This is a genomic window from Pseudomonas sp. RGB (assembly GCF_007713445.1).
In the GTDB taxonomy this organism is placed as follows: domain Bacteria; phylum Pseudomonadota; class Gammaproteobacteria; order Pseudomonadales; family Pseudomonadaceae; genus Aquipseudomonas.
The window spans coordinates 331,487-346,583 of record NZ_VMSH01000007.1 but is presented as its reverse complement, the minus strand read 5'-3'; the positions used below and the strand labels follow the sequence as shown (position 1 = coordinate 346,583).

Sequence of the window (15,097 nt, the reverse complement as noted above, 5' to 3'; positions counted from 1 at the left end):
CAAAAGTGTCCACCATGTCCCCGCACACCCGTCAACCATGTGTCCGGTCCGTACACGCGACCCAAGGTGCCGGAAGTCCGTTCAGCCTTGCAGCAGGCCTCGCAAGCGCTCAAGCAACACCTGAACTAAACAGGCGCCCATGAAAAAGCCCGACTCAAGGTCGGGCTTTTTTTCGTATCGGCGGGGCCAGAATTACTTCTTGGCGCGACCTTTGTACGAACCACCTTCACGGGTGTCGATCTCGATCAGGTCGTCGATTTCGATGAAATCAGCCACTTGCAGCTCGGTACCGTTAGCCAGTTTGGCAGGCTTCATGACCTTGCCCGAAGTGTCGCCGCGAGCGGAACCTTCGGTGTAGGCAACTTTACGCACGATAGTGGTCGGCAGCTCTACGGAAACCAGGCGGTCTTCGAAGAAGATCGCTTCGCAGACGTCTTCCATGCCTTCTTCAACGAACGGCAGAACAGCTTCGATATCTTCAGCGTTCAGCTCGTACATGGTGTAGTCGGTGGTGTCCATGAACGTGTAGGTGTCGCCGCTGATGAAGGACAGGGTCGCTTCTTTGCGGTCGAGGATCACGTCGTCCAGTTTGTCGTCGGCGCTGTAAACGATCTCGGTCTTGTAACCGGTCAGCAGGTTCTTCAGCTTGGTCTTCATGATTGCGCTGTTACGACCAGACTTGGTGAACTCAGCTTTCTGAACCAGCCAAGGGTCGTTTTCGAGACGGATCACTGTACCGGGTTTCAGTTCTTTACCAGTTTTCATTGCGTATATCCGAAATTTGGATGGGATTTACAAAAATCAAGGTCGCGTATCATATCCAACTTTCATAAAACTGTACCAGCGCCGTCGCAAGATCAGCCTGCAAGCCTTGTTCCAGACACCACGCCTGGGCGTTCTGACACACCTCTGGCCAGTGCTCCAGCAGCATTTTCCACGGTTGTGCCATATCGCCATCAGCGTTCCAGGCTTGCCAAAGGGCAACCACCGCTGCCTTGGCGGCGGGCGATAAGGCGCCGGTGTACAGCTGCAGGAAGGCATCGAGCTTGTCCAGATGGATGTCTTCGTCCTGGCGATAGATGTGCCACAGCATCGGCCGACCGGCCCATTGGGCGCGTACGAACGAGTCTTCGCCGCGCACGGCGTTGAAGTCGCAGCACCACAGCAGGCGGTCATATTGCTCCTGGCGTACGAACGGCAATACCTGCACCGTCAGGGCATCGCGCTGATGCACCGCCCCCACCGACAGCCCTTCCACGCCGAGCCAGCGCTGCACATCGCCAAGGATGCGCCCTTCCGGCACCAACAGATGAGTGGCACGCCCGTCCGTCGCCAGCACGTCCAGCCAACCGGCGAGCCCGGCGTTTTCGTAGGCAAACAGCGACATCAAACGCGCGCCATCTGCCGGAAATACGCCCAGCGCTTGCAGGAATTGTCGCTGTGCGGCGCGATCCTCTTGAAAAGCCTGACGCTGCTCCAGCAAGCCGCCTTCGCGTAAAAGCCCGCCAGTGCCCGGCCGAAAGCCAGGAAAGAAGAAATACTTCTGTACGCCCTTGAACTTCACCGACGGCAGGCGATGGCAACCCACCACCCAGTCTTCGGCGCTGAGGTAGTCCAGGTTCATCCACAACGGCGTGCGGTCGCGCGCGGCCATGGCTTCCATGTACTCAGGTGGCAACTGGCAGGCAAAGGCTGCGATCACTACATCGGCGCAAGGCGTGTCGCGCCATTGTGCCGGCCAATGGCACACCTCTACGCCCTCCTGCCATTGCTGGTTCAGTTGCACATCAATCTCTGGGCACATGCGTTCAAAAGCACGCAAGTCATCGACCCACAAGCGCACGTCGCAGGCGTGCTCCACCACCAATTGCCGGGCCAGGCGCCAGGTCACGCCGATGTCGCCGTAGTTGTCGACGACGCTGCAAAAAATATCCCAGCGGGCTTTCATTCCGGGCTCCAACACTCAAAGGCTCGATTGTCCGCATAAATGCGCCGATGCAGAAGGCTTGATCGCGATTATTCTGCACAGTGGCTGTGCGACAATCGCCGCCACGCCGCAAATGCCCGCCAGGAGGCCACTATGTCTGATCGTTCGTTGTCGCTGTTCAAGCTCAGTATCGCAGTGGCGTTCGGCCTGTGGCTGGGGTTTATCGCCATTGTGCTGACCACTTGGCTGGCGTCGCGCTACGTGTTCCCGCAAAGCCTGGCGCCGGTGGCGCAGGCCGTCCAGCAACTGGGCAAGCCCGCCAGCGTTGTTGCGCCAGAGCCGCCGAACCGTATGTTCGAGCAGTACCAGGAAAACCTTCGCAAGCAGGAACAGCAGCAAACCCTGGACCAGGCGCGCAACAACGCGCGCAACCTGTCCAACCCCAAATGCCAGTTCTGGCTGCAACAGGACCAGAACGCGCCCAATGAAAAGAGCAAGGCGAATGTCCTGCAATTCTGCGATTGATGCCCATGAATAAGCACGCCGTCCTCCAGTTGATCCTGGAAAAACTCACCGTCGACCTCGACATTGCCCAGCGCGCCGCGCAGACCGCCTACGAGACCGCGACCCACGAAGAGAATATCGCCGAGAACAAATACGACACGCTGGGGCTGGAGGCGTCTTACCTCGCGGCCGGGCAAGCCAAGCGCGTCGAAGAAATCAAGCAATCGCTGGCGCTGTGCCAGAACCTGCAGTTGCGTGCTTACGACGATCAGCGCGGCATAGAAGTCGGCACGCTACTGGGTTTGGAAGACGAGAACGGTCGCCAGCAGTGGCTGTTCCTGGCGCCGGATGCGGCGGGCTTGAAAGTCGATGTGGTGGGGCAACCGGTGACTGTCATCACCCCGCGCTCGCCGCTGGGCAAAAGCCTGCTGGGCAAGTTCGAGGGTGATGAGGTGGAGATTCTGGTGGCGGGCGCCCGGCAACACTTCACGGTTACCGACGCCCGATAAGCCACTCAGTGGACGGGCAGTTCTACGCCGTCAAACAGCTCTTCCAGTTCTTGCTTGTTGTGGCACTGGATCGCCTTGGCCATGACTTCACGGGTCAGGTGCGGCGCGAATTTCTCGATGAAGTCGCACATGAAGCCACGCAGGAACGTGCCACGACGGAAACCGATCTTGGTCACGCTGGACTCGAACAGCTCGCTGGCGTCGAGCACCACCAGGTCTTTGTCGAGGTTGGTATCGACCGCCATCTTGGCCACGATACCCACGCCCAGGCCCAGTCGGACGTAAGTCTTGATCACGTCGGCGTCGGCGGCGGTAAACACCACTTTCGGCGTAAGGCCGCGATGGCTGAAGGCTTCGTCGAGCTTGGAGCGGCCGGTGAAACCGAACACGTAAGTCACGATCGGGTATTCGGCCAGGGCTTCGAGGGTCAACTTCGGCAGCTTGGCCAACGGGTGACCCTGGGGCACGACCACGCAACGGTTCCAGCGGTAGCACGGCATCATCACCAGGTCGCCGAACAGCTCGAGGGCTTCGGTGGCGATGGCGAAATCGACGGTGCCGTCAGCGGCCATCTCGGCGATCTGCATCGGCGATCCCTGGTGCATGTGCAAGGCGACGTCCGGGTATTGCTTGATGAAATCGCGGATCACCGGCGGCAAGGCATAACGCGCCTGGGTGTGCGTGGTGGCGATCGACAGGGTGCCTTTTTTCTCGTTGGAGAATTCCTGGGCAATCTGCTTGATGCTTTCGACTTTGCGCAGGATCTCGCCGGCGGTGGTGATGATGCGCTCGCCGGCCGGGGTGACGCGGGTCAAGTGCTTGCCGCTGCGCGCGAACACTTCGACGCCCAGCTCGTCTTCGAGCAGGCGGATCTGCTTGCTGATACCGGGTTGCGAGGTGTAAAGGCTTTGAGCGGTAGCGGAAACGTTGAGGTCGTGGTGCGCCACTTCCCAGATGTAGCGCAGTTGTTGAAGCTTCATATGTGTCCCTCAAAGCAGATAGACGCCACGGGTATCAGCGACGGTATATAACTATATTAAAGGTTAGACGGATAAATCTAGAACTTTTTATCGTTTTTACCGATCAGGCATCGTCACTGCGCCGGCGCTGCAGCGAGGGCACCATATAAACCGGCACCGTCGCCAACTGCAGCACCCTCGCGGCCGTGCGCCCCAGGGGCGTGGCAGCGGCCGTTGCGTGGCTGTGACTTCCTACGATCAACAAGTCGACGGAAAGTTTTCGCAGCTGGTCGAGAATCACCTCGCACGGGTCGCCCTGGATCACGCGCACCGAGCGAATCAATTTCAGGTCCTGCTCCCCTTCCCCCAGCTCCTCGCGAAAACTGTCCAGCACCTGCTGCTCGATGGTTGCCATCACCGTGGTCAGTCCCTGGCTCTGCCATTCGTTCAGGGCTTTCTCATCAAGGTAGCTTTGCAACACCGATTCGGCGAACAGCCCGAGCGGCTCGACCACATGAATCACATACAAATCCGCCTTGAACGTTCGGGCCAGTGCCAGCGCATGCTGCATGACATAGGGCGCATACAGACCGAGGTCCGTGGCGTACAGCATCGAACGAATCATAGAACCTCCTGGACGGCCAGGATGGCGGGGATTGAATGAGCTTAGCAGCGCCTGCGGGACTGGGGCTCAGCTCTCGGTGTGGATTTTCAACTCATTGCTGATGCCGTGGGGCACATGCCCGGTGGCCACCACCTCCCTGGCCTTCTCGCAATGACCGGCCTGGTCATCGAAAAACACATCGGCGGCGAACGCCTCCAGAAACGCGGATTTCTCCAGACCACCGAGGAACAACGACTCGTCCAGACGGATATCCCATTCGCGCAGGGTACGAATCACCCGCTCGTGGGACGGCGCCGAACGCGCGGTAACCAACGCTGTGCGAATCGGGCACGCCTCGTCTGCGAACTCGCTCTGCAACACGTTAAGCGCCGCCAGGAACCCCTTGAACGGACCACCGTGCAACGGCTGGCGCGCCGACTCGCGCTCGTTGGCCAGAAACGCCTCCAGCCCGCCTGATTGATAGACACGCTCGGACTCATCGGAAAACAGCACCGCGTCACCGTCGAACGCAATCCGCAATTCTTCACTCGAGGCCCGATGCGGGCCGCCCGACAGAATCGTCGCCGCGGCAAACCCGGCATCCAGTGCACTGCGCACATCTTCGGCATGGGTCGACAGAAACAGGTGGCAGCCAAATGCGGCCAGGTAAGGATAGGGACTGCGCCCGCCGACGAACGCGGCGCGGGAAATATCCAGGCCGTAATGCTGGATCGAATTGAACACGCGCAAGCCGGTGTCGGCACTGTTGCGCGACACCAGCACCACTTCGACGCGGGCCCGGCCCAAGCTGGCGTTAAGGCTCAAGAGCTTCTTGACCAAAGGAAAGGCATCGCCAGGCTCGAGGGTTTCTTCCTCGTGCTCGATCTGGTACTTGCGGTAAGCCTCTACTCCTTCGGCCAGGTAGACCTTGTGACTGTCACTCAGGTCGAACAGTGCACGCGACGAAATCGCCAGCACCAGTTTGTCGCCCAATCCCTTCGCCATGGTGTTTCCCCCGAATCAGCGGTTGTGCCGATCAATAAAACTCAAGGCCTGGTAAAGCGCCTGCATGCGTGGCAATTCGCAACCCGCCGCTTTTGCTGCGGCCAATGGCCGGGCGTAGATCGCCGCCAGTTCCAGCGGACGTTTGTGCACATGGTCGTGATACATGCTGGGCAGGTAGTCGTCCATGGTTTCGGTCATGGCGAACATCTGCTCGGCGTAACTGGCAGGGATTTCATGGCCGCAGGCGTGCGCGCCTTTGACCACTTCAGCCATCAATGCCTGGATCAACTCGCGGCTCGATTCATCAGCCATCAGCGCGGTGGTGCCAGTGCCCAGCAACACGGAGAGGCCGTTGTACGGCACATTCCACACCAGCTTGTGCCAGCGAGCCTGGTGCACATTGGCCATGGCCTGGGACTCGATACCGGCCTTGTGAAACAGCGCGGCGCCCTCTTCGACAATCGCCTGCTGGCGCGATTCATCGTTGGCCGCTGTGCCGCTGTGGTAACCAAGATTGACCCGACCCAACGCCTGATGCTCGACGACGCCCGGCGCAGAGCGGTGCACGCCGATGTAGCACAGGCCACCCAGCAAGTGCAGCGACGGCGGCAGGTGTTCGCGCAGGCTGTCCTCGACGTCGAGGCCGTTTTGCAACAGCACCACCTTGGCGTCCGGGGCGGCGACCTGGGCGATGGTCGGCGCGAGGTCCACGTTGCCGGTGGATTTGGTGCCCACCAGCAGCCAGTCGCACGCCGGCATGTCCGCAGCGTGGGCGTAGGCCTGCACCGGGTGCAGGTGCAACGTGCCATGCAGCGTACTGTTGAGGTGCAGGCCGTGCTCGCTGACCGCCGCGTATTCGCTGCGCAACAGGAAGTGCACGTCGAACCCGGCACGCGCCAGCATCACGCCGTAGAACCCACCGATAGCACCGGTGCCGATAATGCCAATGCGTGGCGACGGGGATGCAACTGCGGTCATGGCAAATCCTCTGGTGTGCGGGTAAGTGCTTGATTCACTGCCTCGGTGAGGTCGGCAAGTGCAAGACGGGTGTGCAACTGCCCAAGAAATTGACCCTCGCACACGAGGAATAACGCGGGCAAATGAAAGATCTGGTAGCGCTCGACCGCACCGCCGTTGTGCCCGGCATCCACCCAGCACACGCGGTCGACCGGCAAACGCCAGCCGGGCAGCTGCTGGCGTGCCCAGCGGCAACTGGAACAACCGACACTGGTAAATACCACCAGCGAAATACCTGGCAATCCCAGCAGTTGCTGGTCAATATCCAGGTCGGTCAATTCCAGTTCCTTCACTATACTGCTGCCACCGCCGTCAACTGGACGGTGCTCGGAGTCCGTGTACATGGGTCGTTTTTTACCTCACCCTGATGATGTCGCTGTCGAGTTAATCCAACGCCCCGCTCCTGCCATTCCCCGCCAACGCCTGCACACTATCGGCCTGGGCGGCGTCGCCTGCAATTGCCCGCGTGCCTGGCGCCAGGGCACTGCGGTTGATCTGCGCATCCCATCCCTGGGCGCCAGCGCCCGTTATCCGGGCTATGTAGCCTGGTGTCGCAAGCTTGAAAAAGGCTATCGCATCGGCATCTCTTTTACCGATGAGCACGCCTTGTTCGGTGCGCGAATGGGCGAGCAAGTGTGCCAGATCGAACGCTACTGCCGCTTGCACGAAGACGCCGAGCCGACGCCTGCGCAACTCGAAGCCATGGCTCGCGAGTGGGTCTCGCGCCATGCCGGTGAGTTCTCCCGCGAGACTTTTGTGGCGCCGGCGCTGGATTAAAGCCGGTTTTGCCCATTGTCGCGGGCCCGTGTTACGCGCTAAGGTTCCTCCCCCCTGCATTCAAATCATGCTGTGCTCCGCCGCACGGGGATGGCTGGCGGCCGGCACCCGTGACCCTGACGAGTAACACGATGGCTGATTTACCGATCAATGACCTTAACGTCGAATCCAACGAGACCCTGATCACGCCCGATCAGCTCAAGCGCGAAATCCCTTTGAGCGACGCTGCCCTGCAGACCGTCACCAAGGGCCGCGAAGTCATCCGTGACATTCTCGACGGCACCGACCACCGCCTCTTTGTGGTGATCGGCCCTTGCTCGATCCACGACCTCAAGGCTGCCCACGAATACGCCGAGCGCCTCAAAGTGCTGGCGGCTGAAGTGTCCGACACCTTGTACCTGGTGATGCGCGTCTACTTCGAGAAACCGCGCACTACCGTCGGCTGGAAAGGTTTGATCAACGACCCGTACCTGGACGACTCGTTCAAGATTCAGGACGGCTTGCACATCGGTCGTCAATTGCTGCTGGACCTGGCCGAAATGGGCCTGCCCACCGCCACCGAAGCCCTCGACCCGATCTCCCCGCAGTACCTGCAGGACCTGATCAGCTGGTCGGCCATCGGCGCGCGCACCACCGAATCCCAGACTCACCGCGAAATGGCGTCCGGCCTGTCTTCGGCCGTGGGTTTCAAAAACGGCACCGATGGCGGCCTGACCGTCGCGATCAACGCGCTGCAATCGGTGTCCAGCCCGCACCGCTTCCTGGGTATCAACCAGGAAGGTGGCGTGTCCATCGTCACCACCAAGGGCAACGCCTATGGTCACGTGGTCTTGCGCGGCGGCAACGGCAAACCCAACTATGATTCGGTCAGCGTTGCGCTGTGCGAGCAGGCGCTGAACAAGGCCAACATCAAGCCGAACATCATGGTCGACTGCAGCCACGCCAACTCCAACAAGGACCCGGCCCTGCAGCCACTGGTGATGGAAAACGTCGCCAACCAGATCCTCGAAGGCAACCAGTCGATTATCGGCCTGATGGTCGAGAGCCATCTGAACTGGGGTTGCCAGGCCATTCCAAAAGACCTGGCCGACTTGCAGTACGGCGTGTCGATCACCGATGCCTGCATCGACTGGTCCGCCACCGAAACCACCCTGCGCAGCATGCACGCCAAGCTCAAGGACGTATTGCCGAAACGCAAACGCACTTGAACCGCTGAATCGCGCACACAAAAACGCCGGGCTTAGCCCGGCGTTTTTCGTGGTGCGGTCGCTCAGTTACAGCTTCGCGGCATGGCGCTGGTGGCGCTCCATGTAGCGCTCTACATAAGAGCACGACGGGATCACCGTGTAGCCGGCCTCTTCGGCGAACTTCAACGCTTCTTCGGTCAACGCCGCAGCAATGCCACGGCCCCGCAACGCGTTGGGCACGAAGGTGCGATAGATATCCAGGGTCTGTTTACCGAGGTCCATATAGGTCAGATAGGCACGATGACCGTCCACATTGGTCTCGAACTGATGACCTGCCTGGTCATGGTGGATGGACAACGCCTCGCTCATCACTACTCCTCGCGGGTCTTGGATTTTGACCCCTACCTTACCGATGTTTTTCCGGCGAAGGAACATCTACGCCACCCCGTGCCGGTTTCGACAACGAGAAAACCTATAGCGCTCACAACCAGCACGTAGGGAATAGTAGTCACCAATGCTGCAATAGCTCAAGGCGCACTCGTCATCCCTTGCCGCTGGCGGTTACAGAAAGGGCCTCGATCAATCAGTGATCGATAGCCTGAACATTGCCGGCAGTTGAATCTTGAGACGAACTGCCGCTCTTAAAGTCACCTCTACATACGCAAAAGATGCGCGAGGCGGTAACGGCCCACTGAAAAAAAGTGTCAACCTCGATATATAAATCTTTACCTGTTTACCGGACCCGGCACATGCGGGCCGGACCTCTCAGCCTGGATCGAGTTCCCAGGGAAATGAAAAAATCTGTAGGGTTTTTATACAAACCTCCTAAAGATTAGCCAAAACAGATTCGGCGCAAGAATTTTTTTTGCTTCTTGCGCTACGTCAGTTTACTTACTACAAGTAATGAGTAGTATGTACGCCGGCTATCCGCTCACTCTGAGAAAGTAGCCATTTAATAGAAAGTCCTTGAAGGGGAACACGATGAACAACGTTCTGAAATTCTCTGCTCTGGCTCTGGCCGCAGTTCTGGCTACCGGTTGCAGCAGCGTCTCCAAAGAAACCGAAGCTCGTCTGACTGCAACTGAAGACGCAGCAGCTCGCTCCCAGGCTCGTGCAGACGAAGCCTACCGTAAAGCTGATGAAGCTCTGGCTGCTGCTCAAAAAGCACAACAGACTGCTGACGAAGCTAACGAGCGCGCTCTGCGCATGCTTGAAAAAGCAAGCCGCAAGTAATAATCCTTCGGGGTTGTTATCAAGCCGATCCATTCTTGGGTCGGCTTTTTATTGCCCGGGATTCGGCCCTGAAGCCCGGGCAATAAAAAGCCCGCCGCAGCGCAAGGCTGAGGCGGGCCAGGGATCGAGCAGGCTTACTGCTGCAGATCGACCGGCGTGCTGGACGCCACCGGCGCAGTGGCGCCCGGTACACCAATCTCCGTTGGCAGACCGTCTTCGGCCGCCACCACATCGCGCACCTGATCCCAGTTCACCCGCAGGTTATTGGCCAAGTCTTCACGCTTGAGCAAAGCATTGATGACCGCCGTGTGCTTGTCGACCACGGACGGCGTGCCGTCATCGTTCAGCGGTGTATGCGCCTCAAGGTAGACCTTGCCGCCACTGCTGCCGAACTTGTAGGCATCATTGATGATGCGCACCGATGTGCCGACCGGCACCATGTCGGCCATCTCCAGCACATTGTTGTTGAACATGCGGAAGCAGCCGTGGCTTGTACGCGTGCCGATACCAAATTTCATGTTGGAACCGTGAATCAAGTAACCCGGCGTGCCCAAGGTGAACTTGAACGGGCCCAGTGGGTTGTCCGGTCCGGCAGGCACCACGTTAGGCAGCGGGTCACCATTGGCAGCGTGCTCGGCCTTGATCGACGCGGGCGGCGTCCAGGTCGGGTTGGGGATCTTGCCGGTGATGGTGGTGTGCGCAACCGGCGAACCCCAGCCTTCACGGCCGATGCCCAAGGGGAACGTGTAAACCACATTCTGGCCCTTGGGGTAATAGTAAAGCCGGTATTCCGCCAGGTTGATCACAATGCCTTCGCGAGGACCCGGCGGCAGGATGAAGCGCGTCGGCAGCACGATCTCGGTACCGGCCCCCGGCAACCAGGCGTCGACGCCAGGGTTGGCCGCGACCATTTCCGAATAACCCAGGTCGTAGGTGGTGCCAAGGTCGGCGAAGGTGTCTTCGTACTTGGCCTTGATCACCTGAACCTGACCGACAATGTCTTCACCGGGCGGCGGCAAGGGCAACTGCAGCGCTGATGCCGAACCGGCTGCACAGAGCGCAGCGAGGGACAGGCAGCAGGAAACGACGGAAAGGCGCGACAACATCCGGAAAATCCTTCGCAGAACGACGGGTAGGAAAAAACTGATTGTACACGGGTGTCAGAGGGGAAGGCAGAGGGCCTGCGACCGTGCGCAAGCCTTTACAGCTCGAAACGCAGCTCCGGCCAGATCGGCGGTGTGCCACGCTTCTGCGATTCGAGGATGGCTCGGCACAGGGGGCACAGTCGCTGGTCTTGAAAGATCGAGCGGTCGACAGATGACCAACGCGGTTGTGCGGGCAATAAAGTCCCGCAAAGAGTGCGATCGATCGAGCCGCCCAGCTCCAATTGCCGCGCGACCAGATGCACCCGAACTTCCTGGCAGGCGAACAGGTCCAGCTGCTCGTCAGGCTCGATCAGTTGGTAATTGAACAGGGACCAGGCAGGGCGCGACATCGGGGGCTCCAGATCGGGGGGGCGCCACCTTAGCCGAAAGCCTGCCGGTATAAAAGCGTCATAGCAGCGGTTTTAGCGTTGGCCAGACATTTTCCAGCAACTTGCCCTGGGCACCGACCGCCGGGTGCAGCTGATCGGCCTGCATCAACTCCGGATGGCCGCCCACACCTTCAAGGAAAAACGGCACCAGCGGGATACTTTTTTCCTTGGCCAAGGCGCCATACACTTCGGCAAACGCCGTGGTGTATTTGGGACCGTAGTTGGGCGGCAACTGCATGCCCAGCAGCAGCACCTTGGCGCCGCCGGCCTTGGACTGGTCAATCATCGACGCAAGATTTTGTTTCAATTGCGCTGGCGGCTGACCGCGCAGGCCGTCGTTACCGCCCAGCTCGAGAATCACCAGGTCCGGCTTATGCTCTGCAAGCGCCGCCGGCAGCCGCGCGAGACCACCTGCGCTGGTGTCGCCGCTGATGGACGCATTGACCACCTTGTCGTCAAAACCTTCCTGCTTGAGCCGCTGCTGCAGCAAGGCCACCCACCCTTTGCTGGTATCCAGGCCGAAACCGGCACTGATACTATCGCCAACGATCAGGACTGTACCCGCCGCTGCGTTCTGGGCCATGCACATCAAGGCCAGGCCAGCACTCAAAAACCACATTCGCATCGGATTCTCCATGGGCGCAAGCATTCTCACCGCGCGAAACCTTAGCAAAGTGGTTCCCAGCGCGGAAGGTGAACTGACTATCCTGCACGAACTTAGCCTGGAACTGAACAAGGGCGATAGCCTGGCTATCGTCGGCAGCTCCGGCTCCGGCAAATCCACCCTCCTGGGCCTGTTGGCCGGCCTCGATCTGCCCAGCAGTGGCGAAGTCACACTGGCAGGCCAAGCCTTGAGCACCCTGGATGAAGACCAACGCGCACGCATCCGCGCCGAGCACGTCGGCTTCGTCTTCCAGTCATTCCAGCTGCTCGACAGTCTCAATGCCCTGGAAAACGTCATGCTGCCGCTGGAGCTGGACGGCCGCAAGGACGCCCGCGAGCGCGCCAAACACCTGCTCGAGCGCGTCGGCCTGGGCCAGCGGCTGACCCACTCGCCACGCCAGCTTTCCGGTGGCGAGCAACAACGGGTTGCCATCGCCCGAGCCTTCGCCGCCGAACCGGATGTGCTGTTTGCCGACGAACCCACCGGCAACCTCGACAGCCACACCGGCGAACGCATCAGCGACCTGCTGTTCGAACTTAATAAAGAAAGCGGCACGACCCTGGTACTCGTCACCCACGACGAGCGCCTGGCCCACCGTTGCCGACGCCTGATCCGCCTTGAAGCCGGCCTGATGGTCGCGCCCCTGGAGCCTTGATGGCCCGTTTGCCGCTGTTGCGCCTGTTCAGCCTTGCCATGCGTCAATTGCTGCGCGATGCCCGCGCCGGCGAGTTGCGCGTATTGTTCTTCGCGCTGGTGGTGGCCGTGGCGGCCAGCACTGCCATCGGCTACTTCGGTGCGCGTCTCAATGGCGCCATGCTGTTGCGTGCCACCGAGTTCCTCGGCGCCGACCTGGTGCTTGAAGGCAGCTCGCCAGCCCGTCCCGAACAAATCAAGTCCGGGATTGAACTGGGCCTGGATCATGCCCGCATCGTTGAGTTTTCCAGCGTCATCGCCACGGATAATGGCATTCAGCTTTCCAGCATCAAGGCGGTCAACGAGCAGTACCCGCTGCGTGGCGAGCTCAAAAGTGCGGCAGAACCGTTCGGCACTGAAACTCCTGGCGGTGGACCCAAGCCCGGTGAGGCCTGGGTGGAAGCAAGGCTGCTGACGGCGCTGGACCTGAAAGTCGGCGACAGCATCGATGTCGGCATGAAGACCCTGCGACTGACGCGCATACTGACGTACGAGCCAGACCGCGCCGGTAACTTCTACAGCCTTACACCCCGCGTCATGATCAACCTTGCCGACCTCGATGCCACCGGCGTGGTGCAGCCCGGCAGCCGCGTGAGTTACCGTGAACTGTGGCGCGCGCCTCAAGGCAGCACGGCACTGCAAACCTATCGCGACCTGGTCAAGCCGGGCCTCGCCGCCAACCAGCGCCTGCAGGATTCGCGAGACGGCAACCAGCAGATCGGCGGCGCGCTGGGCAAGGCCGAGCGCTACCTGAACATGGCCAGCCTGGTGGCGGTCTTGCTGGCCGGCGTGGCGGTGGCATTGTCGGCCAATCGCTTCGCCAGCCGACGCTTCGATGCCAGTGCACTGTTGCGCTGCCTTGGGCTGTCGCGCCGCGAAGCAATGTTGCTGTTCACCCTGCAACTGAGCGTGCTGGGCGTGGCGGCAAGCCTGGCCGGCGCCCTGCTTGGCTGGCTGGCGCAGTTTGGCCTGTTCTATTTCCTGCACGACCTGCTGCCGGCGGACGTGCCGCCCGGCGGGCTGCTGCCGGCGGTCGCAGGCATCGGCACCGGGCTGGTCGCCCTCGCCGGTTTCGCCTTGCCGCCGCTGGCGGCGCTGGGGCGTGTACCACCGCTGCGGGTATTGCGCCGTGACCTGCTGCCGATCCCGTCCAGTACCTGGATGGTGTATGGCGCGGCGCTGTTCGCGCTCGGCCTGATTATGTGGCGCCTTAGCCTCGACCTGGTGCTGACCTTCGCCTTGCTGGGCGGCGGTGTAGTGGCTGCGCTGATCCTCGGCGGCTTGCTGCTGCTGTTGCTGCAAAGCTTGCGGCGCTTGTTGGCTCGCGCCACGCTGCCCTGGCGTCTGGGTCTTGGGCAGTTGCTGCGTCATCCGTTGGCGGCGGCCGGGCAGTCGCTGGCGTTTGGTCTTATCCTGCTGTCCATGGGCTTGATCGCCCTGCTGCGTGGCGAGTTACTGGACACCTGGCAAAACCAGCTGCCCAAGGATGCGCCCAACTATTTCGCCCTGAACATCCTGCCGGCCGACAAGGACGCCTTCAGCGCCCGACTCCTGGACGTACAGGCGCAATCGGCGCCGTTGTACCCCGTGGTGCCGGGCCGGCTGATCAGCATCAATGGCGAAGCGGTGCAGGAAATTGTCAGCAAAGACTCGAGCGGCGACCGAGCGGTGCAGCGTGACTTGAGCCTGACCTGGGCCGCCGACCTGCCACCGGGCAATGTGCTGACAGCCGGCTCCTGGTGGTCTCAGCAACCAGGCGATGAAGTCCCCGGGGTTTCGGTGGAAGCCAAGGTCGCTGCAAGCCTGAAGCTCAAACTCAACGATCATCTGATCTTTACCGTCGGCGGAGAAAATCGTGAAGCGCGCGTCACCAGCCTGCGGACCATCAACTGGGATAACTTCCAGCCCAACTTCTTCATGATCTTCCAACCGGGCACCTTGAAGGACCTGCCCGCGACCTACTTGACCAGCTTCTACCTGGCGCCAGGCCATGATCAGCAGATCGTTGACCTGTCCCGGGCGTTCCCGGCCGTCACCATCCTGCAGGTCGAGGCTTTGCTGGAGCAGTTGCGCAGCATCCTCGCCCAAGTGACCCTGGCGGTGGAATACGTACTGTTGTTTGTACTGGCGGCCGGCATGGCGGTGCTGTTTTCCGGCTTGCAGGCCACCCTGGATGAGCGCATTCGCCAGGGGGCGCTGCTGCGTGCACTGGGTGCAGAGCGCAAGTTGCTGGTCAAGGCACGCCGCATCGAGTTCGGCTTGCTCGGCGCAGTCAGCGGCCTGCTGGCAGCGCTGGGTACGGAATTGGTGACATGGGTGTTGTACCGCTACGCGTTCGACCTGGCCTGGCACCCTCACCCGTGGCTGTTGCTGCTGCCGGTGATCGGTGCCGTGCTGATCGGCGGTGCCGGCGTATTCGGCACGCGCCGTGCGTTGAATGCCAGCCCACTGACGGTATTGCGCGAAGGTTGAAACATTGATGGC

Annotated in this window: 18 protein-coding genes; 7 read left to right on the top strand and 11 right to left on the bottom strand. The window is 60.7% G+C overall.

The window, feature by feature from the left end; all coding sequences use genetic code 11:
* Positions 1–192: 192 nt before the first annotated feature.
* Together FPT15_RS17740 and earP are read right to left on the bottom strand one after the other, a co-directional pair.
* The gene (locus FPT15_RS17740) at positions 193–765 is read right to left on the bottom strand and encodes an elongation factor P (protein WP_003218698.1); all 573 of its coding nucleotides are present in this window, start codon (positions 763–765) and stop codon (positions 193–195) included.
* A 49-nt stretch (positions 766–814) separates the two neighbouring features.
* Positions 815–1,948 (bottom strand): elongation factor P maturation arginine rhamnosyltransferase EarP, encoded by a 1,134-nt coding sequence (gene earP, locus FPT15_RS17735; protein WP_145163232.1) that lies wholly within the window; start codon positions 1,946–1,948, stop codon positions 815–817.
* 132 nt (positions 1,949–2,080) lie between these two features.
* Here earP and FPT15_RS17730 point away from each other — a divergent pair, with 132 nt between their 5' ends.
* Complete coding sequence (locus FPT15_RS17730) at positions 2,081–2,452, top strand: hypothetical protein (protein WP_145163230.1); 372 nt, start codon at positions 2,081–2,083, stop codon at positions 2,450–2,452.
* A 5-nt stretch (positions 2,453–2,457) separates the two neighbouring features.
* Complete coding sequence (locus FPT15_RS17725) at positions 2,458–2,940, top strand: GreA/GreB family elongation factor (RefSeq protein WP_145163228.1); 483 nt, start codon at positions 2,458–2,460, stop codon at positions 2,938–2,940.
* Positions 2,941–2,945: 5 nt separating this feature from the next.
* Here the strand turns inward: FPT15_RS17725 and cysB are convergent, their stop codons facing one another.
* The 5 genes from cysB to FPT15_RS17700 form a co-directional block, all read right to left on the bottom strand.
* A complete protein-coding gene (cysB, locus tag FPT15_RS17720; protein WP_003189876.1) occupies positions 2,946–3,920 on the bottom strand; it encodes an HTH-type transcriptional regulator CysB in 975 nt (324 codons plus the stop codon).
* 103 nt (positions 3,921–4,023) lie between these two features.
* The gene (locus FPT15_RS17715; protein WP_145163226.1) at positions 4,024–4,524 is read right to left on the bottom strand and encodes a universal stress protein; all 501 of its coding nucleotides are present in this window, start codon (positions 4,522–4,524) and stop codon (positions 4,024–4,026) included.
* Positions 4,525–4,590: 66 nt separating this feature from the next.
* Positions 4,591–5,508, bottom strand: a complete 918-nt coding sequence (locus FPT15_RS17710; RefSeq protein ID WP_145163225.1) for a 5'-nucleotidase — start codon at positions 5,506–5,508, stop codon at positions 4,591–4,593.
* 15 nt (positions 5,509–5,523) lie between these two features.
* Positions 5,524–6,486: a putative 2-dehydropantoate 2-reductase gene (locus FPT15_RS17705; protein ID WP_145163223.1), complete on the bottom strand. Its 963-nt coding sequence runs from the start codon at positions 6,484–6,486 to the stop codon at positions 5,524–5,526.
* Positions 6,483–6,869: a thioredoxin gene (locus tag FPT15_RS17700; RefSeq protein ID WP_119739477.1), complete on the bottom strand. Its 387-nt coding sequence runs from the start codon at positions 6,867–6,869 to the stop codon at positions 6,483–6,485. The genes FPT15_RS17705 and FPT15_RS17700 overlap by 4 nt, the downstream gene beginning before the upstream one ends.
* Between FPT15_RS17700 and FPT15_RS17695 the strand changes: the two genes are divergently transcribed.
* Both FPT15_RS17695 and FPT15_RS17690 read left to right on the top strand, forming a co-directional pair.
* Positions 6,868–7,302, top strand: coding sequence for a PilZ domain-containing protein (locus FPT15_RS17695; RefSeq protein WP_106576830.1), 435 nt, complete (start codon positions 6,868–6,870; stop codon positions 7,300–7,302). The two genes, FPT15_RS17700 and FPT15_RS17695, sit on opposite strands and share 2 nt — an antisense overlap.
* 131 nt (positions 7,303–7,433) lie before the next feature.
* Complete coding sequence (locus FPT15_RS17690) at positions 7,434–8,510, top strand: 3-deoxy-7-phosphoheptulonate synthase (RefSeq protein WP_145163221.1); 1,077 nt, start codon at positions 7,434–7,436, stop codon at positions 8,508–8,510.
* 66 nt (positions 8,511–8,576) lie between these two features.
* Here the strand turns inward: FPT15_RS17690 and FPT15_RS17685 are convergent, their stop codons facing one another.
* Positions 8,577–8,858: a GNAT family N-acetyltransferase gene (locus FPT15_RS17685; protein WP_003189869.1), complete on the bottom strand. Its 282-nt coding sequence runs from the start codon at positions 8,856–8,858 to the stop codon at positions 8,577–8,579.
* A 612-nt stretch (positions 8,859–9,470) separates the two neighbouring features.
* Between FPT15_RS17685 and oprI the strand changes: the two genes are divergently transcribed.
* The gene (oprI, locus tag FPT15_RS17680) at positions 9,471–9,722 is read left to right on the top strand and encodes an outer membrane lipoprotei OprI (RefSeq protein ID WP_003172710.1); all 252 of its coding nucleotides are present in this window, start codon (positions 9,471–9,473) and stop codon (positions 9,720–9,722) included.
* A gap of 134 nt (positions 9,723–9,856) precedes the next feature.
* On the opposite strand, the gene FPT15_RS17675 is transcribed toward oprI, so the two are convergent.
* The 3 genes from FPT15_RS17675 to FPT15_RS17665 form a co-directional block, all read right to left on the bottom strand.
* Positions 9,857–10,828, bottom strand: coding sequence for a L,D-transpeptidase family protein (locus FPT15_RS17675; protein WP_145163219.1), 972 nt, complete (start codon positions 10,826–10,828; stop codon positions 9,857–9,859).
* Between the two features lie 95 nt (positions 10,829–10,923).
* Positions 10,924–11,217 (bottom strand): hypothetical protein, encoded by a 294-nt coding sequence (locus FPT15_RS17670; protein WP_016972348.1) that lies wholly within the window; start codon positions 11,215–11,217, stop codon positions 10,924–10,926.
* A gap of 58 nt (positions 11,218–11,275) precedes the next feature.
* Positions 11,276–11,881 carry an arylesterase gene (locus FPT15_RS17665; RefSeq protein ID WP_178119709.1) on the bottom strand — a complete coding sequence of 202 codons (606 nt, stop codon included), beginning with the start codon at positions 11,879–11,881 and terminating at the stop codon, positions 11,276–11,278.
* A gap of 10 nt (positions 11,882–11,891) precedes the next feature.
* Between FPT15_RS17665 and FPT15_RS17660 the strand changes: the two genes are divergently transcribed.
* Entirely contained in the window at positions 11,892–12,575 is a 684-nt protein-coding gene (locus FPT15_RS17660; RefSeq protein ID WP_016972350.1) for an ABC transporter ATP-binding protein, read from the top strand.
* Entirely contained in the window at positions 12,575–15,085 is a 2,511-nt protein-coding gene (locus FPT15_RS17655; RefSeq protein WP_145163215.1) for an ABC transporter permease, read from the top strand. The genes FPT15_RS17660 and FPT15_RS17655 overlap by 1 nt, the downstream gene beginning before the upstream one ends.
* Positions 15,086–15,097: the final 12 nt, after the last annotated feature.

What these genes read in the sequence shown, in the direction of transcription:
- FPT15_RS17740 (WP_003218698.1), bottom strand. Translation starts at nt 765, where the DNA reads ATGAAAACTGGTAAAGAACTGAAACCCGGTACAGTGATCCGTCTCGAA.
- earP (WP_145163232.1), bottom strand. Translation starts at nt 1,948, where the DNA reads ATGAAAGCCCGCTGGGATATTTTTTGCAGCGTCGTCGACAACTACGGC.
- FPT15_RS17730 (WP_145163230.1), top strand. Translation starts at nt 2,081, where the DNA reads ATGTCTGATCGTTCGTTGTCGCTGTTCAAGCTCAGTATCGCAGTGGCG.
- FPT15_RS17725 (WP_145163228.1), top strand. Translation starts at nt 2,458, where the DNA reads ATGAATAAGCACGCCGTCCTCCAGTTGATCCTGGAAAAACTCACCGTC.
- cysB (WP_003189876.1), bottom strand. Translation starts at nt 3,920, where the DNA reads ATGAAGCTTCAACAACTGCGCTACATCTGGGAAGTGGCGCACCACGAC.
- FPT15_RS17715 (WP_145163226.1), bottom strand. Translation starts at nt 4,524, where the DNA reads ATGATTCGTTCGATGCTGTACGCCACGGACCTCGGTCTGTATGCGCCC.
- FPT15_RS17710 (WP_145163225.1), bottom strand. Translation starts at nt 5,508, where the DNA reads ATGGCGAAGGGATTGGGCGACAAACTGGTGCTGGCGATTTCGTCGCGT.
- FPT15_RS17705 (WP_145163223.1), bottom strand. Translation starts at nt 6,486, where the DNA reads ATGACCGCAGTTGCATCCCCGTCGCCACGCATTGGCATTATCGGCACC.
- FPT15_RS17695 (WP_106576830.1), top strand. Translation starts at nt 6,868, where the DNA reads ATGGGTCGTTTTTTACCTCACCCTGATGATGTCGCTGTCGAGTTAATC.
- FPT15_RS17700 (WP_119739477.1), bottom strand. Translation starts at nt 6,869, where the DNA reads ATGTACACGGACTCCGAGCACCGTCCAGTTGACGGCGGTGGCAGCAGT.
- FPT15_RS17690 (WP_145163221.1), top strand. Translation starts at nt 7,434, where the DNA reads ATGGCTGATTTACCGATCAATGACCTTAACGTCGAATCCAACGAGACC.
- FPT15_RS17685 (WP_003189869.1), bottom strand. Translation starts at nt 8,858, where the DNA reads ATGAGCGAGGCGTTGTCCATCCACCATGACCAGGCAGGTCATCAGTTC.
- oprI (WP_003172710.1), top strand. Translation starts at nt 9,471, where the DNA reads ATGAACAACGTTCTGAAATTCTCTGCTCTGGCTCTGGCCGCAGTTCTG.
- FPT15_RS17675 (WP_145163219.1), bottom strand. Translation starts at nt 10,828, where the DNA reads ATGTTGTCGCGCCTTTCCGTCGTTTCCTGCTGCCTGTCCCTCGCTGCG.
- FPT15_RS17670 (WP_016972348.1), bottom strand. Translation starts at nt 11,217, where the DNA reads ATGTCGCGCCCTGCCTGGTCCCTGTTCAATTACCAACTGATCGAGCCT.
- FPT15_RS17665 (WP_178119709.1), bottom strand. Translation starts at nt 11,881, where the DNA reads ATGCGAATGTGGTTTTTGAGTGCTGGCCTGGCCTTGATGTGCATGGCC.
- FPT15_RS17660 (WP_016972350.1), top strand. Translation starts at nt 11,892, where the DNA reads ATGGGCGCAAGCATTCTCACCGCGCGAAACCTTAGCAAAGTGGTTCCC.
- FPT15_RS17655 (WP_145163215.1), top strand. Translation starts at nt 12,575, where the DNA reads ATGGCCCGTTTGCCGCTGTTGCGCCTGTTCAGCCTTGCCATGCGTCAA.